An 18,632-nucleotide genomic window follows, 5' to 3' on the forward strand; every position below is an offset into this window, starting at 1 on the left:
GACCGCTTCGTCTGACCCCGGACTCACACCGGCTCCGTGGTGCGGATCAGGCCGCAGTTCACGCACGACCATGCCACGAGAAAGCGCTCGTCGTCGAGGATCTCGAACGACAGGGGGTCGCCGCAGGTGGGGCAGCTCCGCGGATCGACGGCGGGCTCGCTCATGGTGTCAGCCTAGGCACCTCACCGCGCCCAACCCAGCGCCGTCGGCCGATGCGCGTACTGCACCGCTCGCGACCGCAGGCGTAGCCTCGGCACAGGACTGTTCGAGAGGAGCGCCCCATGCCGGCTCGCGAGGAACTTCCGGCGACGATCAAGCGGTCGCCGCAGCACGCGCAGGAGATCTGGATGGCGACGCACGACGCCGCCGTCGAGACGTACGGCGAGGGCGAGCGTGCCCACCGGACGGCCTTCTCCGCCCTGAAGCACCAGTACGAGAAGGTCGGCGACCACTGGGAGAAGAAGGAGGAGCGAGGGCCGTCGGACGAGGGCGCCCTGAGTCGGGACGGCGAGACCGCCGGTGGTGTCAACGCCAACGCGACGAAGGCGCACTTGCTCGACGTCGCCAAGCGACTGGACGTGCGTGGACGGACCCGCATGACGAAGGACGAACTCGTCGAAGCGATTCAGAAGGCGAACGCCCGCGAGAGCCGCAAGAGTCTCGACGAGGAGCGCTGACGGTCGCGGCGCTACGGGCGATAGTCCTCGCGCCGAGGGCGGGGAACCTCCGGCGGTGTGAGGTGCCCCGCCTGCCCGGGTGGCATCAGCACGGCGAGAGTCACGGTGAAGACCCGCGCCAGGAGCCCACCGACAACGGCGATCGTGCGCGCCGTCCGTGAGCTGCGCTTCGTCATCGGTACAGCATCGCCCGCCCGCGGCCGGTTGTCCACGCATGCCGCCTCAAGGATCGTCGCACCGACGCGGGTGACCTCGGATCGCGCATCATCGGCCCGACGTCGACACCCGGGCCTCGGCGTTCGGGCGAGGTTGCGCTGAGGCAGCAGCCGTCGCGTTCGCATCCAAGAACGCTTGCCACGTCATGGTGCCGCGCACGGCAGCGGCGTCGGCGAGATTGCGACCCTCGCGATACGCGCGCCCGACCGCGCCCGGGATGCCGAACCGCATGAGACGCCGCGTCCTTCCCTGCGTCGCGCTGTATACGCGGATCATGTCGGCGACGTCGAGCACCTCGGGTCCGGCGAGGTCGGGAACGAGCCCCGCCGGCTCGGCGAGCGTGATGGCAGCGAGGCGCGCGGCGACCTCTTCGACCGCGACGGGCTCGAAACGCAGGCCGCGCGGCGCCGGTGCCAGCGGCATCCGTGCCATCGTCCGCACGACCGGAAGTACGAAGTCGTGCAGCTGCGCGACACGAAGGATGCTGAACGGGATGCCGCCGCCCGCGATCTCCTGCTCCGCGGCGTGCTTCATACGGAAGTACCCGATCGGCATCCGGTCGGCTCCGACCACCGAGATCAACACGAGGTGGCGCACGCCCGCCTCGCGGGCAGCGGCCACCAGGTTTCGTGCGGCGACGTCGTCGCCCTTCGCACCACCGGCCAGGTGAAGCACCGTTTCGACGCCTGTCAACGCGGCATCCAGTCCCTCGCCCTTGACCGTGTCTCCCGCCACGTGCTCGACGCCATCGGCGGACGCTCGAGGGTGGCGGCTGAGAACGCGGACGTCGGCACCGGCCGCGCGAAGCAGGGGGACCACGTGTCGGCCGATCGTTCCGGTACCACCGGTGACGAGAATGGGAGTGTTCATGGCTGTCGTCCTTTCATCTGCGCCCCGGCCGTCACATTCGGTCCGTGGCATCCGTCGACATCACGACGAACGACACGGAGGAGATGTGACATGACCGCGGAAGAGATCGCCGCACGATTCGAAACGGCCCGGCCGCGCCTGCGCGCAATCGCCACCCGCTTGCTCGGATCGGAGGCGGACGCCGAGGATGCGGTGCAGGAGACCTGGCTGCGGCTGGCGGGAGTGGATGCCACGAGCATCGAGAACTTCGACGCCTGGTGCACGACGGTGGTGTCGCGGGTGAGCCTGGACATGCTGCGATCGCCGCGGAAGACCCGCGAGCAGTCGTGGCAGGTCGAGCCGTGGCGCGATGAACCCGTCGACATCGGGCTCGACCCGGCCGAGCTCGTGTCGCAGTCCGATCGCGTCAACGTCGCGTTGCTGGTCGTCCTCGACACGCTCAGTCCGCTCGAGCGGATCGCGTTCGTGCTGCACGACGTCTTCGGACAGCCCTTCGACGAGGTCGCGCAGGTGCTGGAGCGCAGCCCGGCGGCCGCTCGCCAGCTCGCCTCCCGCGCCCGGCGGCGGCTGCGCGAGGCGTCCGTCCCCGAACGCGCCGACCGCCGACGCGGTCGCGCTCTCGTGCAGGCGTGGCTCGTCGCCGCGCAGTCAGGTGACTTCGATGCGCTGCTCGGACTGCTCCACGACGACGCGACCCTGCGTGCCGACTACGGCGCAAGCCACCAGGTGCTCCACGGTGCCGGTGAGATCGCGGCGCAGGCCGTTCTGTCCGCGCGCTTGGCAGCCCACTCGACACCCGTGCTGATCGACGGGCGACCCGGTGTCGCCGCGGTGCTGCACGGCCGGGTGGTGTCGCTCATGCGCTTCCGATTCGACGAAGCGGATCGCATCACGGCGCTGGAGGTGCTGGCCGACCCGCTGCGTCTGGCCGATGTCGAGATCGTATGAGCCGCGCCAGCCGTTCTGGCCCGGCCGGTCAGTCGGGCGCGACGATCCCGGCCCGGTGCGCGAGCACCGCGGCCTCGACGCGGTTCCGCACGTCGAGCTTCACGAGGATGGCACTGACATAGCCCTTCACGGTCCCCTCGACGAGGTGCAGGTGCGCGCCGATCTCCGCGTTCGAGGCGCCCGCACCGAGCAGCGCGAGCACCTCGCGCTCTCTGTCGGTCAGCTCCGCGACCGCGTGCCGAGCGTCGGCTCCACGAGCGCGGTCGCCGGAGCGGTACGGCGCGATGACGCGACGGGCGATCTCAGGTGAGAGGTAGGCGCCGCCTTCCGAGACCGCTCGCACGCCGGCGATCAGCTCCCGCGGGTCCGCCGCCTTGAGAAGGAATCCGAGTGCGCCGCCACCGAGGGCCCGTTCGATGTAGTCGTCCTCGCCGAACGTGGTGAGCATCACCACGCGGGTACCGGGGACGGTCGCGGTGATCTCTGTTGCGGCGGTGAGGCCGTCGAGTACCGGCATCCGGATGTCGAGCACGGCCACGTCGGGGCGGTGACGCTGCGTGCCGTCGATCGCTTGGCGACCGTCGGCGGCCTCGAAAACGACCTCGATGTCGGGATCCGACTCGAGGATGGCGCGCACACCCGCCCGCATCATGGCCTCGTCGTCGGCGATGAGCACCCGGATCACGACGCCTCCAGCAGGGTCTTCTCGACCAGCACGCCGCCCGCGAAGCAGAGCCGGTACGTCGCATCGGTGAAGTGCAGCCATCCGTCGCGGGCGGCGAAATACTCGCACTTCGCACCGGCAGGCAGCGGCGGCTCGTTGACGATCGGTGCCGGTCGTGGGATCCCGGCGGGAAGCACCCCGTGGAGCGCGGCGCGGGTGTCGCCGAGCTCGATGCCGTCGTACACGTCGGACGAGATCGCGGTCTCCGCGACCGTGATCGCCTGAACGACGCCGAAGCCGCCGAGAGCGAGCGCGACGATCGTCGCCGGCACCACCGCCGCCTGCAGCACGCGTCGCCTGGTGGCCTGAGCGTTGGAGCGCAATGCGGGGTCGGCGGCGCCGCCCACCGACGGGCCCGCCGTCTCGGGACGCAGCGGTGCATGCAACCGGAGCTCGAAAGCGCCGTCGTCGGTGGGGTGTGCCTCGATCGACCCGCCCAGCAGCTCCGCTCGGTGGCGGAGACTGGGGATGCCGTGACCACCGCCCGTCGTACCGCTCTCGGTCGAGGCGGCCGACCATATCGCCGCGGCGATGCCGTCTACGCCGTCCCGGCTCACCTCGACGTGCACCGCCGCGCCGGGCGCATGACGCGCCGCGTTCGTCAGTCCCTCGCGAACGGTGCGGATGACGAGCTCGGTGACGAGCGGATGGCTCTCGGCGAGCACGGCCGCATCCACGTCTGCCGCGACACTCATGCCGGCCTCGCGGGCACCGGTGACGAGGGCGTCGAGGCCTTCGCCGCCGACGGGGTCGAGGCGACTGGGCTCGCCTTCGGCCCGGGTCATCTGCACGACGTCGCGCAGCCGGCTGCTGGCCCGCACCGCCGCTCGCCGCAGCTCGCGGAACTGCTCCTGCTGCTCCGGGCTCAGGTCGCGGCCCAGCTCGAGCGCCCCCGCCTGCACCGCGATGAGCGCCAGCTCATGGCCGATCGTGTCGTGCAGGTCGTCGGCGATGCGCGCCCGCTCGGCGGCCTGTGCGCGCTCGGCCAGGATGGCGGTGTCGGACTCCCGCTGCTCCGCCCGCAGCAGTCGGTACCGGCCGATCCACCACGGCGCGACCACGATGAGGAGGGCGATGAGGACGCTCGTCATCCAGTCGCCGAGCGGCGCCCCACCCGGAGACAGCACCGACACCGGGAGCGAGACGGCGAGCACGCCGACGATCGCGATCACCGCGGCGACGAGCGACGGCATCCGTCGACCCGCCAGATAGGCGGCGAACACCGAGGGGAGGATGATCAGCACGAGCGCGGAGTCACCCCATCGCGCGAGGGGCAGCGCGGTCGCCGTCGCAGCGATGAGCAGCACGACGCCGAGCGTCGTCGACCACGGTCGCGTCGTCCCCCGCGGTCGCAGCATCCCTCCATCGTAGGAACCGGGACTGCATCGCAAGACTGACGAAAGTCAGGTCAACACCACACCACGGTGCGATGTGGCATCACCCACCCGGCTCGTAGCGTCGCGAACATGGACTTCCTGACCCTGCTGACGACCCTCGTGACCGACCTCGCGGCGTCGCCGTGGGTGTACCTCGTGGTGTTCGCGGTGTGCCTGATCGACGGGTTCTTCCCTCCCGTGCCGAGCGAGACCGTCGTCGTCGGCGCCGCCACTGTCTCGGTCGCGACCGGTCAACCCAACCTGCTGCTGCTCATCTCGGTCGCCGCGGCCGGCGCGATCGCCGGCGACAACATCGCGTACCAGCTCGGGCGCGCGGTCGGCGTCACGAGGTTCCGCTGGATGCGCACGAAGCGCGTCACCGCGGCCGTCGACTGGGCCCGTCGCGGCCTCGACCGGCGGGGTGCCCTGCTCATCTTCGCGGCGCGGTACATCCCGGTCGGCCGCATCGCGGTGAACATGACCGCCGGCGCCACCGGGTATCCGCTGCGCCGCTTCCTGCCGCTGTCGATCGCGGCGGGCATCGCGTGGGCGGCCTACTCGGCGATCTTCGGCATCGTGGCGGGCCAGTGGCTGCACGACCAGCCGCTCCTGGCGATCGTGCTGGCGATCGTGGTCGCGGCGCTGGTGGGAATGGTGGTGGATGTCGTCATCCGGCGTCTCCTTGCGCGCGGGAGCGCGCCCGCAATGGTCGAGGGCCCGGTGGAACACCGGACCCGGGTCTGAAACGTGGCGCGCGGGCGCTCCGCTCACGGGCGAGGATCCGTGGACCGGGACGAACCGCCGCCGCCGGTAGCGTGGATGTCGGAACCGCTCGCTGAAATGAGGATGCACCGGATGCCGCACGCAGCGCTCGCCGTCGACATCGGCGGAACGAAGGTGGAAGCCGCCCTGATCGATGACGCGGGTCGCGTGCTGGAGGGCACACGGCATCGCCGGCCCACCGGTCGGGAGGCGTCACGCGACGCGCTGACGGCCGCGATCCGGGATGCCGCCGCGGCGGCGGTGGCAAGCGCCCCCGGAGTCGTCGTGATCGGGGTCGGTGCCGGCTCTGCCGGGCCCGTCGACACCACGAAGGGCACGACGTCGCCGCTGAACCTGCCGAACGGCGCCGAGCTCGAAGTCGTCGAGATCTTGCGCGAGGTGGTTCCCGGCGTGCCGGTGCACCTCGCGCTGGACGGGGCGTGCCTCGTCATGGCGGAGCACTGGTTGGGGGCAGCCAAGGGTGCCCGCAAGGCCCTCGCGATGGTCGTCTCGACCGGAGTCGGCGGCGGCCTCCTCGTCGATGGCCGCGTCGCTTCCGGGCGCACAGGCAACGCCGGCCACATCGGGCAGATCCGCCTGCGCGAGCCGGGCGAGCACGTGCTCGACGGCACCCTCGAGGCGCTCGCGTCGGGGCCGTCGACGGTCGCGTGGGCCCGATCCCGAGGCTGGGCCGGCACGACCGGCGAAGAGCTCGCGACCTCGTACGCGGCCGGTGACCAGGTTGCTCGCGACGCCGTCCGCCGGTCGGCGACCGCGGTCGGCGAAGGGATCGCGAGCACGGCCGCCCTCCTGGATCTGGAGGTGGCCGTGATCGCGGGCGGGTTCGTCAACGTCGCCCCGGACTACTTCGACATCGTCCGCGAGAGCGTGCGCCGTCACGCGCCGCTGCCGCATGTGGCCGACGTCGAGGTGCTTCCCTCGCCGCTCGACGGGCAGGCGCCGCTCCTCGGTGCCGCCTTCCTCGTGCACGGGGGCGACGGGCCGCGCTGAGCGGCAGCCCTGATCACCCCCAGAACTCAGCCAGGTCGTCCGCGAGAGCGTGCGCCTGGGCGTATCCCCCCTCGGCGGCCGGTCGACGCGTAGACGGGTCCAGCGCGTTCGCGTTGAAGACGTCGCCTGCTCCGGCATCCGGGAAGATCGTCCGCACCCGGCTGCCGCCGGCGCGCAGCTCCGCGACCTGGGTCTCGAGGTCCATGCCCCACTCCCGGGGCGTCCGGGATCGGCCGCCGAACGGCTCGAGCACGACGACCCGCGCGCAGCCGGTCGCCAGGTCCGCGTTCGAGCTGCGCCGGTAGCCCCCGTTCAGATACCGGTTGTCACCGATCGGATACGGGATCATCGCCGACGTGCTCGCCGCCACGGCATCCACCAGCTCCACACCGCTGTCGCGATCGAACACGACCGGGTCGCCGGTCCGTGCGTCGAGGGCGGGGATCAGCACACGCCGGCGCGGCCAGCGGTTGCGGGGGAGCCGTGCGCTCACGACCTCGCGCCAGCGCGCCCCGGCCGCCCCACCCGACTCGTCGCGCTCGAGGGCCGCGGCGGCGATCCGACGGCGCATGTCGGCGGCATCCGTAGCGGTCGCGATGATCTCGTCCGACCAGTTCATGTACTGGGGTCCCGAGAGCTGGGGGCGCGTGCTCGCCGCCGGCCCCGAGCCGTTCCGCTGCCAGCCGTTCGGCGGTGGGCTACCGGGTCGTGGGCCATGAGGCCCGACCGGCTCGGAGCGGATCGCGGCGAAGAGCTCTGCCGGCGGCATCCCGCTGGTGACCTGCGCCGCGACGGTCGAGCCGGCAGAGGTGCCGATGATGAGGTCCGCCTCGGTGAGGTCGACGCCGGCCTCGGCGAGCCCGGCGATGAGGCCCAGCTGCCAGGCGTTGCCGGCGGCGCCGGCGCCGGCGAGCACGAGAGCGCGGGTCGCGCTGGACGAGTGGGAGGAAGGAGTTGTGTTCATGGGAGTCGCCTTTCGGGCTGTGCCTGTCGGGGCTCCCAGTCGCGACTACCTCAGCGACACGTTCGTGTCGGCAGGGGAGCACCCATCGCGGATACTGCGTTCATGGGTCTCACCTCCTGTCGATGGATCACGACCGCCGGAAACGCTAGCAGTCCGCGTCGCGCGCGGCAATCGGCTCATCGCGGACGAGCAGGCCGCATGGTCGCGCCGGCGCGGTCGGCCAACTCGGTGGCCGTGCGGGCGATCGTCTGCTGCATCACCTCCACTGCTCGCGTCGGTGCCATGTCGCCGATGCGGGCGACACTGATCGTGCGGGTGAGCGTCGGCTCCCGCAACCGCACGGCGCGCAGTCCCGGCCGCTCGATCAGCACCATCGCCGGCACGATCGCGACACCGAGCCCTCGCTCGACGAAGCGGAGCACGGCATCCATCTCCGCCCCTTCGACCACGGCCGTGGGGGTGAGGCCGGCGGCACGGAAGGCGGCGTCGGTGGTCGCGCGCAGGTCGTAGCTGGGGCTGAAGACGACCTGCGGCAGCGCGGCCACCTCGCTGAGGCCGATCGTGTCGCCGTCGATGACCGGCGGCGCGGCGCTGGACGAGATCACCACCAGCTCTTCGACGAGCAGCCGACGCACCGCGAACCGCTCGGTCGAGGTGCCGTGCGAGGCCGTGATCAACGCCAGATCCAGCTCGCCGGCGGCGAGCTCTTCGAGCAGGCGTCGGGACCCGTGCTCCGAAATGTGCAGCTCGACGCCGGAGTGGGCCGCGTGGAACGCCGTGAAGACCTCGGCCACCAGGCTGATGCACAGCGTCGGGGTCGCACCGAGCCGCACCCGTCCGCGCTGGAGCCCGGCCAGCTCGGCCAGTTCGCGGCGCACCGACGCGGCGTCGGCGAGCATGCGCCTGGCGAGGGGAAGCAGCGACTCGCCCGCCACGGTCAGGGTGCTCCCGGAGCGTGCCCGGTGGAAGAGCTCGGCGCCGAGATCATGTTCGAGCGTCGTAATCTGCCTGCTCAGAGACGGTTGAGCCAGATGCAGGCGCTTGGCCGCCCGCGTGAAGTTGCCCACCTGCGCGACCTCGACGAACGCCGTCAACTGTTCGAGGTTCATGTCCATAGCCTATGTCTATGGATTTGACCCGAAATATGCATTGGAGTAATTGAAAGCGGATGCCTAGCGTCGAAGTGTGAGTACTTCAGAACGTCAGCTGTCCACGACCGTCCTCGTGATCGGCACGGGGGGATCGGGCCTTCGCGCCGCCATCGAACTCGCCGAGGCGGGAGTCGACGTGCTGGCACTCGGCAAGCGACCCAAGTCCGACGCGCACACGTCCCTCGCCGCCGGCGGGATCAACGCCGCCCTGGGCACCATGGATGCCGACGACACGTGGCAGCAGCACGCGGCCGACACGCTCAAGGAGAGCTACCTGCTCGCCAACCCCGAGACCGTCGAGATCGTCACGAAGGGGGCGGCGCAGGGGATCGACGACCTCGAACGCTACGGCATGCCGTTCGCGCGCGAGGAGGACGGCCGCATCTCGCAGCGGTTCTTCGGCGCGCACACCTACCGGCGCACCGCGTTCGCCGGCGACTACACGGGCCTTGAGATCCAGCGCACCCTCGTCAACCGCGCCGCCCAGCTGGAGGTGCCGATCCTCGACACCGTGTACGTGACCCGCATCCTCGTGAACGAGGACGGCGCTGTCTTCGGCGCGTACGGGTTCGACCTCGAAGACGGCACGCGCTACCTGATCCACGCGGATGCCGTCATCCTCGCCGCCGGTGGTCACAACCGCATCTGGCGACGCACGTCGTCGCGGCGCGACGAGAACACCGGCGACTCGTTCCGTCTCGCCGTCGAGGCCGGGGGCCGGCTGCGCGACCCGGAGCTCGTGCAGTTCCACCCCAGCGGCATCATCGAGCCCGAGAACGCCGCCGGCACCCTCATCTCGGAGGCGGCGCGCGGCGAAGGCGGGATCCTCCGCAACGGGCTCGGCGAGCGGTTCATGCACAAGTACGACCCCGAGCGGCTGGAGCTGTCGACCCGCGACCGGGTCGCCCTCGCCTGCTACACCGAGATCAAGGAGGGCCGCGGAACCCCGAACGGCGGCGTCTGGCTCGACGTGTCGCACCTGCCGCGCGAGGTCATCATGACCCGCCTGCCGCGCGTGTACCAGACGATGCTCGAGCTGCAGATGCTCGACATCACGAAGGAGCCCATCGAGATCGCGCCCACCGCCCACTACTCGATGGGAGGCGTCTGGGTGAACTCGTCGGACCACTCCACCGATGTGCCGGGCCTGTACGCCATCGGCGAGGCATCCTCCGGTCTCCACGGCGCCAACCGGCTGGGTGGCAACTCGCTCATCGAGCTGCTGGTCTTCGGACGCATCGTCGGTCGGGCAGCCGCCGCGTACTCCGCCGCCCTGCCCGCGCAGACGCGCTCGGCCGCGGCGGTCGACACGGCGCGCGCCGAGATCGCGGATCTGCTCGCGGCATCCGGAACCGAGAACGTGCGCGCGCTGCAGCGGGCGATCCGCGATGTCATGACCGAGTACGCCGGCGTGGTGCGCGACGAGGAGGGGCTGCGCACCGGCCTGGCCGAGCTCGACGAGATCGAGGCGCGCATGGCCGACATCGGCGTACACCCCGACATCGCCGGGTACCACGACCTGGCGCACGCCTTCGACCTCAAGTCGTCGGCGCTCGCCGCCCGCGCGACGCTCGAGGCGGCGCTCGAGCGGCGTGAGACCCGCGGATGCCACAACCGCAGCGACTACCCCGACCTCGATCCCGAGTTGCAGGTGAACCTCGTGTGGTCGCCCCGCACCGGCGTCGTGCGCGAGCAGATCCCGCCGATCCCCGCCGAGATCGCCGCGCTCATGCACGAGGTCTCCGTCGCCGGCAAGCTCGTCGAGTAGCCCGCAGGGTGGGCTCGGGCGGGAGCCCGGTGTTCGGGTGTCACGACACGCCGTTACGTCGCGGTCGATACGGCGTGTCGTGACACCTGAAGGAGGCTCGTTCGCCTGGGCCTGGTGTTCGGGTGCCACGACACGCGGTTACGTGCCGGGCGATGCGGCGTGTCGCGACACCTGAAGGGGAGGTGGGATGCCGGGAGCCGAGGGGGCGGAGAGTGCGCACGGGCCGGAGCGCGGTCTTCGGGTGTCACGACACGCGGTTACGCGGCCGCCGATACGGCGTGTCGTGACACCTGAAGGAGGCTCGTGCGCCTGGGCCCGAAGGGGAGGTGGGATGCCGGGAGCCGAGGGGTCGGAGGGCGCGCGGGCGAAGCCCCACGGGGCCCCGCCCGGGGCCCGGTGTTCGGGTGTCACGACACGCGGTTACGCGGCCGCCGATACGGCGTGTCGTGACACCTGAAGGAGGCTCCTGCGCCTGGGCCCGGCGTTCGACACCTCACGACGGAACGAAGCACGGGGCCCGGACGAATGCCTTTACTCCGGGAAGGGCACGGGGAACTCGGCGCCGAAGTCGGCGGACCGGCTGACGTCGGCCCACGCCAGATCGCTCTCGAGCTGTCGACGACCGAAGTCGATGGCGAGGTTCGCCGCGTTGGTGCCGAGGGCGAGGTTGTGCGGCAGGCTCGTGCTCGATGCCAAACCCACCAGGATCTCCGCAGCCCGCTCCGGGTCGCCGGCCGCCAGCGGCGACGAGGGGTCGTCCGAGTGCGCATAGCGCTCGGCCAGGGCGGCGTACTCGGCGGGCATGGGCGCGACGGACATGGAGCTGCCCGCCCAATCGGTGCGGAAACCGCTCGGCTCGACGACGAGGATCCGGATGCCGAAGCCCTCGGTCTCCGCGCGCAGCACGCGGCTGAAGCCGTCGATCGCGAACTTCGCCGCCTGGTACGAGGCGATGCCGGCGGAGCCTCCCACGCGCCCGCCGATCGAGGAGAACTGGATGATCAGGCCGCTGCCCTGGGAGCGCAGGATCGGCACGACCGCCTTCGAGACGTTGTACACACCCCAGAAGTTGGTCTCGAACTGCCGGCGGAAGTCGACATCGTCGCCCGTCTCGACCGGAGCGACGTTGGCATAGCCGGCGTTGTTGACCACGACGTCGAGGCGACCGAACTCCTCGTGCGCCGCGGACACCGCCGCCGCAACCGAAGACGAGTCGGTGACGTCGAGGCGAAGGGGCAGTACCCGGTCGCCGAACTCGGCCACGAGGTCGTCGAGATCCTCGGGGCGCCGCGCGGTCGCGGCGACGCGATGGCCGTGCGCGAGTGCCGTGCGAGCGAGAGCACGCCCGAAGCCGCGAGATGAGCCGGTGATGAACCACGTTGATGACATGCCATTAGTGAAACACGGTTGCGTTAATAACGCAACTCGGTTGACTTATGATGGAGGCATGGACGCGCGCGACGTTGCAGAACCCGCGTTCCAGCGCGCCCGAAGCCGCGAGGCGAAGGAGCGGCGCGAAGCCGGCATCCTCGATGCAGCCCGAGAGCTCGCGCGTCGTGGAAGGGTGCGCGATGTGACACTCACCGACATCGCTGCTGCCGTGGGCATGCACAAGTCCGCCATGCTGCGCTATTTCGAGACGCGGGAGGAGATCTTCCTGCGGATCGGCGCGGACGAGTGGGTGTCGTGGTCAGCCGAGGTCGTCGCCCGCCTGGCCGCTGAGGCGCCGCACAACCCTCAGGCGGTCGCCGACATCCTCGCGGGCACGCTCTCGCCACGCGCGATGTTCTGCGACCTGCTCGCGCAGGCACCTCTCAACCTCGAGCGGAACGTCTCGGTCGACGCTGTGCGCAGGTACAAGCTCGTGACGCGGGCGCAGGTCGACGCGATCGTCGACGCGATGCGACGGTGCCTGCCGTCATTGACGGCGGAGCAGGGTGTCGACGTGATCGCGGCGATGACCGCGATGGCGGGAGCCTTCTGGCAGATCGCGACGCCCGGACCCGAGATCGCGGAGCTGTACCGCAGCGACGAGCGGTTGAGTCACGCCCTCTTCGACATCGGGCCGCGGCTGCGCCGCACCGTCGCGGCGATGCTCGCCGGTTACACCTCGCCGGCGCCGGCCGCGACGTAAGGGCTCAGGCGGCCGTGCCGGCCTTCCGGCGCTCGCGATACGCCTTCGCCTTCATGCGGCTGCCGCATGTCGCCATCGAGCACCACTCGCGCCGGTGGCCGCGCGAGGTGTCGAGGTAGACCTGGGTGCACTCGGGGCGACCGCACTCGCGCAGCAGCGCGGCCTGCTCACCGCCGACGATCTCGATCGCCTCGCGGGCGAGGTGCGAAAGCGCCTGACGCGGTGTTCCCGAGCGCATCCAGCCATCCGCGGTGAGGGTCGTGGTCAGCGGCGCAGCCGCGGCGGCCTCATTGACGATGGCCATGTCGCGGGCCGGGAGCCTGCGATCGTGCAGGCGCGCCCACACCAGGGCATAGATCGCCTCGCGCAGCTCGGTCGCGGCATCCAGATCCGACGCGACGGATGCCTCGGCGCGGGGAACGAGCCCCGATTCCACGAACCAGGCGTCGAGGTCGGCAGGCGACGCGAGCTTCTCGGTGGGCGTCTCGTTGCGCCGCGCACGGAGGGTGCCCACGAAGTCGAGCGGGAGGGTGCCGCAGGGGAAGGCGTGAATCACATCACCATTCTGACGGGTGATCAGCGTGGCGAGCTCCATCGTCACCATTTTGACAGGTAACGGGAATGATGGCACGCTTGTCACCGTTCAGACCGGTGACGCACTGGTCGAGATCGAAGAAGGAGAACACCATGGACCTGAAGCTCGAAGTCGTCGTCATCCCCGTCTCGGACGTCGATCGTTCGAAGGCGTTCTACGAAGGGCTCGGCTTCCGTCTCGACGCCGACTTCCGCTCCGAGCGCGGACTGCGCGTCGTGCAGGTGACACCGCCCGGGTCCGAGGCATCCATCATCTTCGGCGACCACCTCACGACGGCTGAGCCCGGCTCGACCCGCGGACTGCACCTCATCACGCACGACATCGCCGCAGCGCGCGAGGAGCTCGTCGCACGCGGCGCGGAGGTCAGCGGGCTGTGGCACGACGCCGACGGCATCTTCCACTGGGCAGGCTCTGAGAACCGCGTCGCCGGTGCGCACCCGGATGCCGACAGCTACGGCACGTACGCGTCGTTCGCCGACCCCGACGGCAACGAGTGGATCCTTCAGCAGGTCGTGACGCGGGCGCCCGGCCGCTGATCCCGGAGCGCCCATCCATGTCGAACCCGGCACCCATCCCCGACACCGAGACCTTCCTGCGCGAACTGCTCGCCCGGACGGCCGCAGCGCACGGCGAGTACGAACGTGACCAGCTCGCATCGGTGTACGACGAGAACTGGCCCACCTGGTACGCCGCCTACATGACGCAGTTCCTCGCAGCCGGCGGCTACGTCATCGCCCGGGCCGACTGAGCAGCGGCGGTGGCGTCGACGGATGCCGTGGTCAGTGCGCGAGCAGCTCCTCGAGCGCGTCCAGCAGCTGACTCCATCCGGGCTCGAGGCCGGCGACCGCCGCCGCGGCGTCGCCGCGCACGTCGGACACGTCGATCCGCAGGGTCAAGACGGTGCCGGCGTCCTCGGCGGTCAGCGTCACGGTGTGCCGGGCGGCGAACAGCGCCACTCCGCCGGCATCGATCGGGGCGAGCTCGAACACGAGTCGTGTCGTCGCGACCGCTTCGACCACACGGCCGGCGGACTCGTATCGCGTGCCGTCCGGTTCCCGAAGCACGTAGCGGATCGGCGCACCTTCGTGGGGTGCGAGGTCGAGCGCCTCGACGGCGAAATGGCGTGGAGCCCACCAGCGCGCGGCGCGGCGCGGCTCCGTCCACGCGGCCCAGACGTCTGCCGCCGACGATCGCAGCCGACGCTCGAATGTGAGCGCACGTGCATCGGCGGCCGGCGGAGCCGTCGCACTCTCGCGGACGATGGCCGCCTCGTAGTCCTCGAGCGCAGCGTCGTCGGGTTCCGGAACTCCCAGGTTCGCGAAGAACGACGACAAGCCCGCCATGGTCTCGCGGTTCAGGCGGGCGACCCGCCGGCGACCCAGCTTGTGGACGCGGATGACGCCGGCGACCTCGAGCGTCTGGATGTGCTTCGTGGTCTGCGGTTGCAGCGCGCCGATTCCCGCTGCGACCTCACCGACCGTGCAGGCGCCTGCCGACAACAGCTCGACGATCCGGAAGCGGGTCGGCTCGGCGATTGCAGCGAGTGCGGGCTGGACATCCACGCGACTCATACTGCGGCAACGAGTGCGGCCAGGTTGTCGAGCTCATTCGCCCGGCCGGCCAGAAGGCGCTGCGTCCACACCTCGTCATGCAGGGGCTCGACGTGCATGACGATGCGGGTCCCCTCCGACGAGGGCGACAGCTCGACGGTCGTCAGTTGCTCGTACACCTCGTGATCCGGCACGAAATCGACGACGGAGCGGTATGCGAGCCGGTGTGGCTGGTCGATTTCGGTGAAGAACTTGCGGGATACGGTGCTCAGCGGCATCCCGTACTGCTCCATGAAGGCGATCTGCTCGGGGGCGACCGCCGTCATCGTGTACGTGAGCTCCCCGCCGGGGTGGAGGTCGAGGGTGGTGACGTCGGTGCGGAAGCCGTCGGGAGCCCACCAGGATGAGATGCCTTCAGGAGTGGTCCACAGCTCCCAGACGCGTTCGGGGCTGGCGGTGACGGTGCGTTCGATGATCTCGGTCATGCGAACACAATATATTCGTCTAGACGAATGTGTCAAGGTTCTTTCGGCGCCTCTGAGATCGGCGCCCGCCGTCGCCTGGTTCCCGGGTGTCAGAATGAGCGCATGGCCGCATCTGCCCTCGATTCCCTCCTGCATCGCCTCTCGCAGAGCGGCCTTCTCGATGACCCGGTCGCGGAAGACGGCATCGTGCACAGTCGGGCGCGGCTGGACGGCGCGGGCGCCGATGTGAACGTGAACGTCGATCCCGAGCTGGAGGACGTCGCCGATCCCGATGTGGACGCCCTCGTCGACGCCGTCTCGCGCGTTCTCTCGATGAGCGAGCGACGGTGGGAGGCGATCGTCGACAGCGCCGCGACCGAGATCGAAGACGCGGTGGCGGACGACGACGTGACCGAACGCGCCGATCTGCGCGCCGACATGGAAGCCAAGTCCGTCGTGGTCTTCGCCGACGCGGTGCTCCTCTCGTTCGCCGCGCCGCGGCAGTTCCCCGACTCGAGGATCCTCGTGCAGCTCGACCAGGAGTTCGAGATCGAGAACGTCGAAGTCACCGAGGACGACGGTGTGCTGACGATGGAATTCGGTTCGCTGGACGACCTGCTCGACCACATCAGCGGCCCCGGTCAGGGCTGACGCCCGCGCGGGCTCGCGGGAGACGTCAGGGTGTGAGCACGAGCGTGTCGGTCGTGGCTGCGTCGACGGCCTTCTTCGAGTAGGCCCACGGGGTCAGCTCGGCCTTCTGCCACGACTCGACCTGGTCGATGTAGTTCGTGTGGAACGCGTGGCCGCTCTCTCCGGTCAGCTGGTTCCAGCCTGACGCGTCGAAGTCCGAGAGGTCCACGATCATCCTCATCGACGGCACCGTGATCGTCGCGAAGCTCTGACCGAGGTCCCAGCCGGTCGCGTTCACGACCGACGAGCCGCCGCCGACCGGGAACGGGCCGCGGTTGAACAGCCACTCGATCGGGGCGATGCCGGACTCGCCGAATGTGCCGCTGCGCAAGGGCAGCGCGTGCAGGCTCCCCCAGTTCCAGCGGGCCGGGTTGTCGCCCTGGGCGTCGGCGAGGCGCTTGTACGCATCGATCGCGGAGCGTTCCAGCATGTCGGACCTGCCCGAGACACCCAGTTCCTCGTTGCTCCACCACGGGGAGTCCCCGTCATCCAGCAGCGAATCGAGCACGAGGAACAGACGGCCCTGGCCGCTCATCGGAGCGGGGTGGTCGCGTCCCTCCACGAACACGTTCCGGGCGAGGGTGTCCCACAGCACGTTCGCGTAGGCGGCGGCTGCCGAGTCGGCGCTGTTCTGCGCATCCCATTGCTGCAGGAGCTCGAGAGCGGCATCCGTGTCGTCGTCCCCGGTGCTCACATCCGCGTACGCCGCGGTGAGCCGCATGCCGATGAAGGAGTAGTTGTCGGCCTGGATGGCGTTGAGGTCGGCGGCGGTGACGGGGCCTTTCGCGACGGCGCGCTGGATCAGCTCGTCGATCCGCGCAGCGCGCCACCCGTAGTCCCAGTCCCGCGTGAGCTGATACGTGTAGTCCTGGCCGACGATCGCGTTGTTCGCCGTGACGATGTAGCCCTCGGCGGGGTTGTACGACACCGGCAGTTCTTCGAAGGGAATGTACCCCTGCCATGCGTAGGCCGAGTCCCAGCCGGGCTGCGGCATCGATCCGTCTCCCGCCCCGCGGATGGGAAGGCGGCCGGGCGTCTGATACCCGATGTTCCCGTCGACGTCGGCGTAGACGAGGTTCTGCGCCGGTACGTCGAAGAGCGACGCGGCTCGGCGGAAGTCGTCGAAGTCATCGGCGGTGTTCAGTGCGAAGATCGCGGATGCCGTGGTCCCAGGTTCCAGAGCCGTCCACCGCAGGCTGACCGCGTAGTCCCCTTCCGGTGCCGCGGAGGGTTCGACGACCGTCCCTGCCGTGCCCGTGAAGGGATCGTTCGCGATCGCGGTGAAGTCGTCGGTCAGGCCCGAGACGATCGGCCCGTTGACCGTCGATCGCACCTCCAGCTCGACATCCTCGCCACCGGCGACCTTGAACGTCTCGGTGCGGGTCTCGAGTGGCACCAGCGCGCCGTCGTACCAGTACGAGTCGCCGTCGATCTTCTCCAGATACAGGTCGGTGACGTCGGTGGTGAGGTTGGTCAGGCCCCACGCGATGCGGTCGTTGTGGCCGATGATGACACCGGGAAGGCCTGAGAAGCTGAACCCCGCGACGTCGAACGGGCAGTCGTCCGTGACGGTCGCGCAGCGCAGCTGGATCTGGTGCCAGACACTGGGCAGCGACGCGCCGAGGTGCGGATCGTTCGCGAGGAGCGGCATCCCGCTCTCGGTCAGGTTGCCCGAGACCACCCAGGAGTTGGAGCCGATGCCCTCGCCCGCATCGCCCACGAGCTCACCGACGGCCTCGATCACGTCGTCGACCTCGGTCCACTCGATGGCGGACGTGTCGGTGCCGCCGGCATCGGCCTCCGCGTCGCCGGATCCCTCCCCGGAACCGTCGTCGGGCGCCGTGCCGAGCGCGGGCACCGACGAGATCTTGGGCACGATCACCGGGTTCCGGTCGAACGGGTAGCCAGGGTACAGCTCGTCGATCTCGGCCTGACTGAAGTCCGGGGCGATCACGGCGCGCTCCGTCTCGGACTCGATGTTGCTGCGCAGATCCCAGGCCATCGCCTTGAGCCAGGCCACCGAATCCGCCGGTGTCCACGGCTCGATCTCGTAGTCCGCGTTCTGCAGGCCGAGCACCGCGTACTCGAACGAGGCGTCGGCCCCCTGGTGGTCGGCGAGGTACGCGTTGACGCCGTCGGCGTAGGCCTCGTAGTAGCCGCGATCGGTCTCGTCGAGCGCATCGACCTCCTGCTCGGCGATGTCGTGCCAGCCCAGCGTGCGCAGGAACTTGTCCGTCCCGAGCTGCGACTCTCCGAACAACTCCGACAGCCGCCCGCTCGTCACATGCCGCCGGAAGTCCATCTCCCAGAAGCGGTCCTGCGCATGGACATAACCCTGCGCGAAGAACAGGTCGTGCGACGATTCCGCCGTGATGGTGGGGATGCCGAGCACGTCGCGCTGCACGGTGACCTCGTCCTCGAGCCCCGGGACCTGGACCTCGCCGTTCAGCTGGGGGAACGAGCGCTGGGCGGTATAGGTGACGAAGCCGACTCCGATCAGCGCCAGCACCACGATGCCGGCCACGACGCTGAACAACGCGATGCCGATCGTCCGCCCCACGGAGCGGCGCGGTGCGGCTTCGTCGGCGCCGTTGGCGGACGGGTCTGGCTTCGACATTGAAGGTCCTTCCGGGCGGGGACGGAGAAACGCGGTGTCGGGCGACGCGAAACCCGGTGCCGCCGCGTTCGGGTCGCAGGGGCACCGCCTCGCATGCTAGCCCCGACTGACCGTC

At 70.1% G+C, this 18,632-nt stretch carries 21 protein-coding genes; 9 read left to right on the forward strand and 12 right to left on the reverse strand.

Going from position 1 to position 18,632, the window contains the following annotated elements; genetic code table 11:
* Window positions 1-23: 23 nt before the first annotated feature.
* Entirely contained in the window at window positions 24-164 is a 141-nt protein-coding gene (locus tag C9992_RS18230) for a hypothetical protein (RefSeq protein ID WP_200826297.1), read from the reverse strand.
* Between the two features lie 117 nt (window positions 165-281).
* On the opposite strand from C9992_RS18230, the gene C9992_RS11575 reads away from it, so the two are divergent.
* Complete coding sequence (locus tag C9992_RS11575; protein ID WP_106815727.1) at window positions 282-677, forward strand: ChaB family protein; 396 nt, start codon at window positions 282-284, stop codon at window positions 675-677.
* Window positions 678-688: 11 nt separating this feature from the next.
* On the opposite strand, the gene C9992_RS18090 is transcribed toward C9992_RS11575, so the two are convergent.
* Both C9992_RS18090 and C9992_RS11580 read right to left on the reverse strand, forming a co-directional pair.
* A complete protein-coding gene (locus C9992_RS18090) occupies window positions 689-853 on the reverse strand; it encodes a hypothetical protein (RefSeq protein WP_160150878.1) in 165 nt (54 codons plus the stop codon).
* An 88-nt stretch (window positions 854-941) separates the two neighbouring features.
* Window positions 942-1,763 carry an SDR family oxidoreductase gene (locus tag C9992_RS11580; protein ID WP_106815728.1) on the reverse strand — a complete coding sequence of 274 codons (822 nt, stop codon included), beginning with the start codon at window positions 1,761-1,763 and terminating at the stop codon, window positions 942-944.
* Between the two features lie 90 nt (window positions 1,764-1,853).
* On the opposite strand from C9992_RS11580, the gene C9992_RS11585 reads away from it, so the two are divergent.
* Window positions 1,854-2,711: a sigma-70 family RNA polymerase sigma factor gene (locus C9992_RS11585; protein WP_106815729.1), complete on the forward strand. Its 858-nt coding sequence runs from the start codon at window positions 1,854-1,856 to the stop codon at window positions 2,709-2,711.
* Window positions 2,712-2,739: 28 nt separating this feature from the next.
* Here C9992_RS11585 and C9992_RS11590 read toward each other — a convergent pair whose 3' ends face one another.
* On the reverse strand, window positions 2,740-3,396 hold the full coding sequence (locus tag C9992_RS11590; protein ID WP_106815730.1) for a response regulator transcription factor: 657 nt from the start codon (window positions 3,394-3,396) through the stop codon (window positions 2,740-2,742).
* Complete coding sequence (locus tag C9992_RS11595; RefSeq protein WP_106815731.1) at window positions 3,393-4,793, reverse strand: sensor histidine kinase; 1,401 nt, start codon at window positions 4,791-4,793, stop codon at window positions 3,393-3,395. Before C9992_RS11595 ends, C9992_RS11590 begins: the two co-directional genes overlap by 4 nt.
* A 108-nt stretch (window positions 4,794-4,901) precedes the next feature.
* Here C9992_RS11595 and C9992_RS11600 point away from each other — a divergent pair, with 108 nt between their 5' ends.
* Window positions 4,902-5,555, forward strand: coding sequence for a DedA family protein (locus C9992_RS11600; RefSeq protein WP_106815732.1), 654 nt, complete (start codon window positions 4,902-4,904; stop codon window positions 5,553-5,555).
* 111 nt (window positions 5,556-5,666) lie between these two features.
* Entirely contained in the window at window positions 5,667-6,584 is a 918-nt protein-coding gene (locus C9992_RS11605) for an ROK family protein (protein ID WP_235008201.1), read from the forward strand.
* Window positions 6,585-6,597: 13 nt separating this feature from the next.
* Here the strand turns inward: C9992_RS11605 and C9992_RS11610 are convergent, their stop codons facing one another.
* Entirely contained in the window at window positions 6,598-7,548 is a 951-nt protein-coding gene (locus tag C9992_RS11610; protein ID WP_106815734.1) for a patatin-like phospholipase family protein, read from the reverse strand.
* A 176-nt stretch (window positions 7,549-7,724) separates the two neighbouring features.
* Window positions 7,725-8,657, reverse strand: coding sequence for a LysR family transcriptional regulator (locus tag C9992_RS11615; RefSeq protein ID WP_200826299.1), 933 nt, complete (start codon window positions 8,655-8,657; stop codon window positions 7,725-7,727).
* A gap of 76 nt (window positions 8,658-8,733) precedes the next feature.
* Between C9992_RS11615 and C9992_RS11620 the strand changes: the two genes are divergently transcribed.
* On the forward strand, window positions 8,734-10,467 hold the full coding sequence (locus C9992_RS11620; protein WP_106815736.1) for an L-aspartate oxidase: 1,734 nt from the start codon (window positions 8,734-8,736) through the stop codon (window positions 10,465-10,467).
* A 531-nt stretch (window positions 10,468-10,998) separates the two neighbouring features.
* Here the strand turns inward: C9992_RS11620 and C9992_RS11625 are convergent.
* Window positions 10,999-11,856 carry an SDR family NAD(P)-dependent oxidoreductase gene (locus tag C9992_RS11625; protein ID WP_106815737.1) on the reverse strand — a complete coding sequence of 286 codons (858 nt, stop codon included), beginning with the start codon at window positions 11,854-11,856 and terminating at the stop codon, window positions 10,999-11,001.
* A 58-nt stretch (window positions 11,857-11,914) separates the two neighbouring features.
* On the opposite strand from C9992_RS11625, the gene C9992_RS11630 reads away from it, so the two are divergent.
* On the forward strand, window positions 11,915-12,601 hold the full coding sequence (locus C9992_RS11630) for a TetR/AcrR family transcriptional regulator (protein WP_106815738.1): 687 nt from the start codon (window positions 11,915-11,917) through the stop codon (window positions 12,599-12,601).
* A 4-nt stretch (window positions 12,602-12,605) separates the two neighbouring features.
* Here the strand turns inward: C9992_RS11630 and C9992_RS11635 are convergent, their stop codons facing one another.
* Window positions 12,606-13,196 carry a CGNR zinc finger domain-containing protein gene (locus C9992_RS11635; protein ID WP_235008202.1) on the reverse strand — a complete coding sequence of 197 codons (591 nt, stop codon included), beginning with the start codon at window positions 13,194-13,196 and terminating at the stop codon, window positions 12,606-12,608.
* Window positions 13,197-13,288: 92 nt separating this feature from the next.
* Here C9992_RS11635 and C9992_RS11640 point away from each other — a divergent pair, with 92 nt between their 5' ends.
* The gene (locus C9992_RS11640; RefSeq protein WP_106815739.1) at window positions 13,289-13,732 is read left to right on the forward strand and encodes a VOC family protein; all 444 of its coding nucleotides are present in this window, start codon (window positions 13,289-13,291) and stop codon (window positions 13,730-13,732) included.
* Window positions 13,733-13,749: 17 nt separating this feature from the next.
* Window positions 13,750-13,944 carry a hypothetical protein gene (locus C9992_RS11645; RefSeq protein ID WP_106815740.1) on the forward strand — a complete coding sequence of 65 codons (195 nt, stop codon included), beginning with the start codon at window positions 13,750-13,752 and terminating at the stop codon, window positions 13,942-13,944.
* A gap of 31 nt (window positions 13,945-13,975) precedes the next feature.
* Here C9992_RS11645 and C9992_RS11650 read toward each other — a convergent pair whose 3' ends face one another.
* Window positions 13,976-14,767 carry an SRPBCC domain-containing protein gene (locus C9992_RS11650; protein WP_106815741.1) on the reverse strand — a complete coding sequence of 264 codons (792 nt, stop codon included), beginning with the start codon at window positions 14,765-14,767 and terminating at the stop codon, window positions 13,976-13,978.
* Window positions 14,764-15,231: an SRPBCC family protein gene (locus C9992_RS11655; protein ID WP_106815742.1), complete on the reverse strand. Its 468-nt coding sequence runs from the start codon at window positions 15,229-15,231 to the stop codon at window positions 14,764-14,766. The genes C9992_RS11650 and C9992_RS11655 overlap by 4 nt, the downstream gene beginning before the upstream one ends.
* Window positions 15,232-15,333: 102 nt before the next feature.
* Between C9992_RS11655 and C9992_RS11660 the strand changes: the two genes are divergently transcribed.
* The gene (locus C9992_RS11660) at window positions 15,334-15,861 is read left to right on the forward strand and encodes a cytochrome C5 (RefSeq protein ID WP_106815743.1); all 528 of its coding nucleotides are present in this window, start codon (window positions 15,334-15,336) and stop codon (window positions 15,859-15,861) included.
* Window positions 15,862-15,886: 25 nt separating this feature from the next.
* Here C9992_RS11660 and C9992_RS11665 read toward each other — a convergent pair whose 3' ends face one another.
* Complete coding sequence (locus tag C9992_RS11665; RefSeq protein WP_106815744.1) at window positions 15,887-18,517, reverse strand: penicillin acylase family protein; 2,631 nt, start codon at window positions 18,515-18,517, stop codon at window positions 15,887-15,889.
* Window positions 18,518-18,632 lie beyond the last annotated feature (115 nt).

The organism is Microbacterium timonense (assembly GCF_900292075.1).
Classification (GTDB): domain Bacteria; phylum Actinomycetota; class Actinomycetes; order Actinomycetales; family Microbacteriaceae; genus Microbacterium; species Microbacterium timonense.

What these genes read in the sequence shown, in the direction of transcription:
- C9992_RS18230 (WP_200826297.1), bottom strand. Translation starts at nt 164, where the DNA reads ATGAGCGAGCCCGCCGTCGATCCGCGGAGCTGCCCCACCTGCGGCGAC.
- C9992_RS11575 (WP_106815727.1), top strand. Translation starts at nt 282, where the DNA reads ATGCCGGCTCGCGAGGAACTTCCGGCGACGATCAAGCGGTCGCCGCAG.
- C9992_RS18090 (WP_160150878.1), bottom strand. Translation starts at nt 853, where the DNA reads ATGACGAAGCGCAGCTCACGGACGGCGCGCACGATCGCCGTTGTCGGT.
- C9992_RS11580 (WP_106815728.1), bottom strand. Translation starts at nt 1,763, where the DNA reads ATGAACACTCCCATTCTCGTCACCGGTGGTACCGGAACGATCGGCCGA.
- C9992_RS11585 (WP_106815729.1), top strand. Translation starts at nt 1,854, where the DNA reads ATGACCGCGGAAGAGATCGCCGCACGATTCGAAACGGCCCGGCCGCGC.
- C9992_RS11595 (WP_106815731.1), bottom strand. Translation starts at nt 4,793, where the DNA reads ATGCTGCGACCGCGGGGGACGACGCGACCGTGGTCGACGACGCTCGGC.
- C9992_RS11600 (WP_106815732.1), top strand. Translation starts at nt 4,902, where the DNA reads ATGGACTTCCTGACCCTGCTGACGACCCTCGTGACCGACCTCGCGGCG.
- C9992_RS11605 (WP_235008201.1), top strand. Translation starts at nt 5,667, where the DNA reads ATGCCGCACGCAGCGCTCGCCGTCGACATCGGCGGAACGAAGGTGGAA.
- C9992_RS11610 (WP_106815734.1), bottom strand. Translation starts at nt 7,548, where the DNA reads ATGAACACAACTCCTTCCTCCCACTCGTCCAGCGCGACCCGCGCTCTC.
- C9992_RS11615 (WP_200826299.1), bottom strand. Translation starts at nt 8,657, where the DNA reads ATGAACCTCGAACAGTTGACGGCGTTCGTCGAGGTCGCGCAGGTGGGC.
- C9992_RS11625 (WP_106815737.1), bottom strand. Translation starts at nt 11,856, where the DNA reads ATGTCATCAACGTGGTTCATCACCGGCTCATCTCGCGGCTTCGGGCGT.
- C9992_RS11630 (WP_106815738.1), top strand. Translation starts at nt 11,915, where the DNA reads ATGGACGCGCGCGACGTTGCAGAACCCGCGTTCCAGCGCGCCCGAAGC.
- C9992_RS11635 (WP_235008202.1), bottom strand. Translation starts at nt 13,196, where the DNA reads ATGGAGCTCGCCACGCTGATCACCCGTCAGAATGGTGATGTGATTCAC.
- C9992_RS11640 (WP_106815739.1), top strand. Translation starts at nt 13,289, where the DNA reads ATGGACCTGAAGCTCGAAGTCGTCGTCATCCCCGTCTCGGACGTCGAT.
- C9992_RS11645 (WP_106815740.1), top strand. Translation starts at nt 13,750, where the DNA reads ATGTCGAACCCGGCACCCATCCCCGACACCGAGACCTTCCTGCGCGAA.
- C9992_RS11650 (WP_106815741.1), bottom strand. Translation starts at nt 14,767, where the DNA reads ATGAGTCGCGTGGATGTCCAGCCCGCACTCGCTGCAATCGCCGAGCCG.
- C9992_RS11655 (WP_106815742.1), bottom strand. Translation starts at nt 15,231, where the DNA reads ATGACCGAGATCATCGAACGCACCGTCACCGCCAGCCCCGAACGCGTC.
- C9992_RS11660 (WP_106815743.1), top strand. Translation starts at nt 15,334, where the DNA reads ATGGCCGCATCTGCCCTCGATTCCCTCCTGCATCGCCTCTCGCAGAGC.
- C9992_RS11665 (WP_106815744.1), bottom strand. Translation starts at nt 18,517, where the DNA reads ATGTCGAAGCCAGACCCGTCCGCCAACGGCGCCGACGAAGCCGCACCG.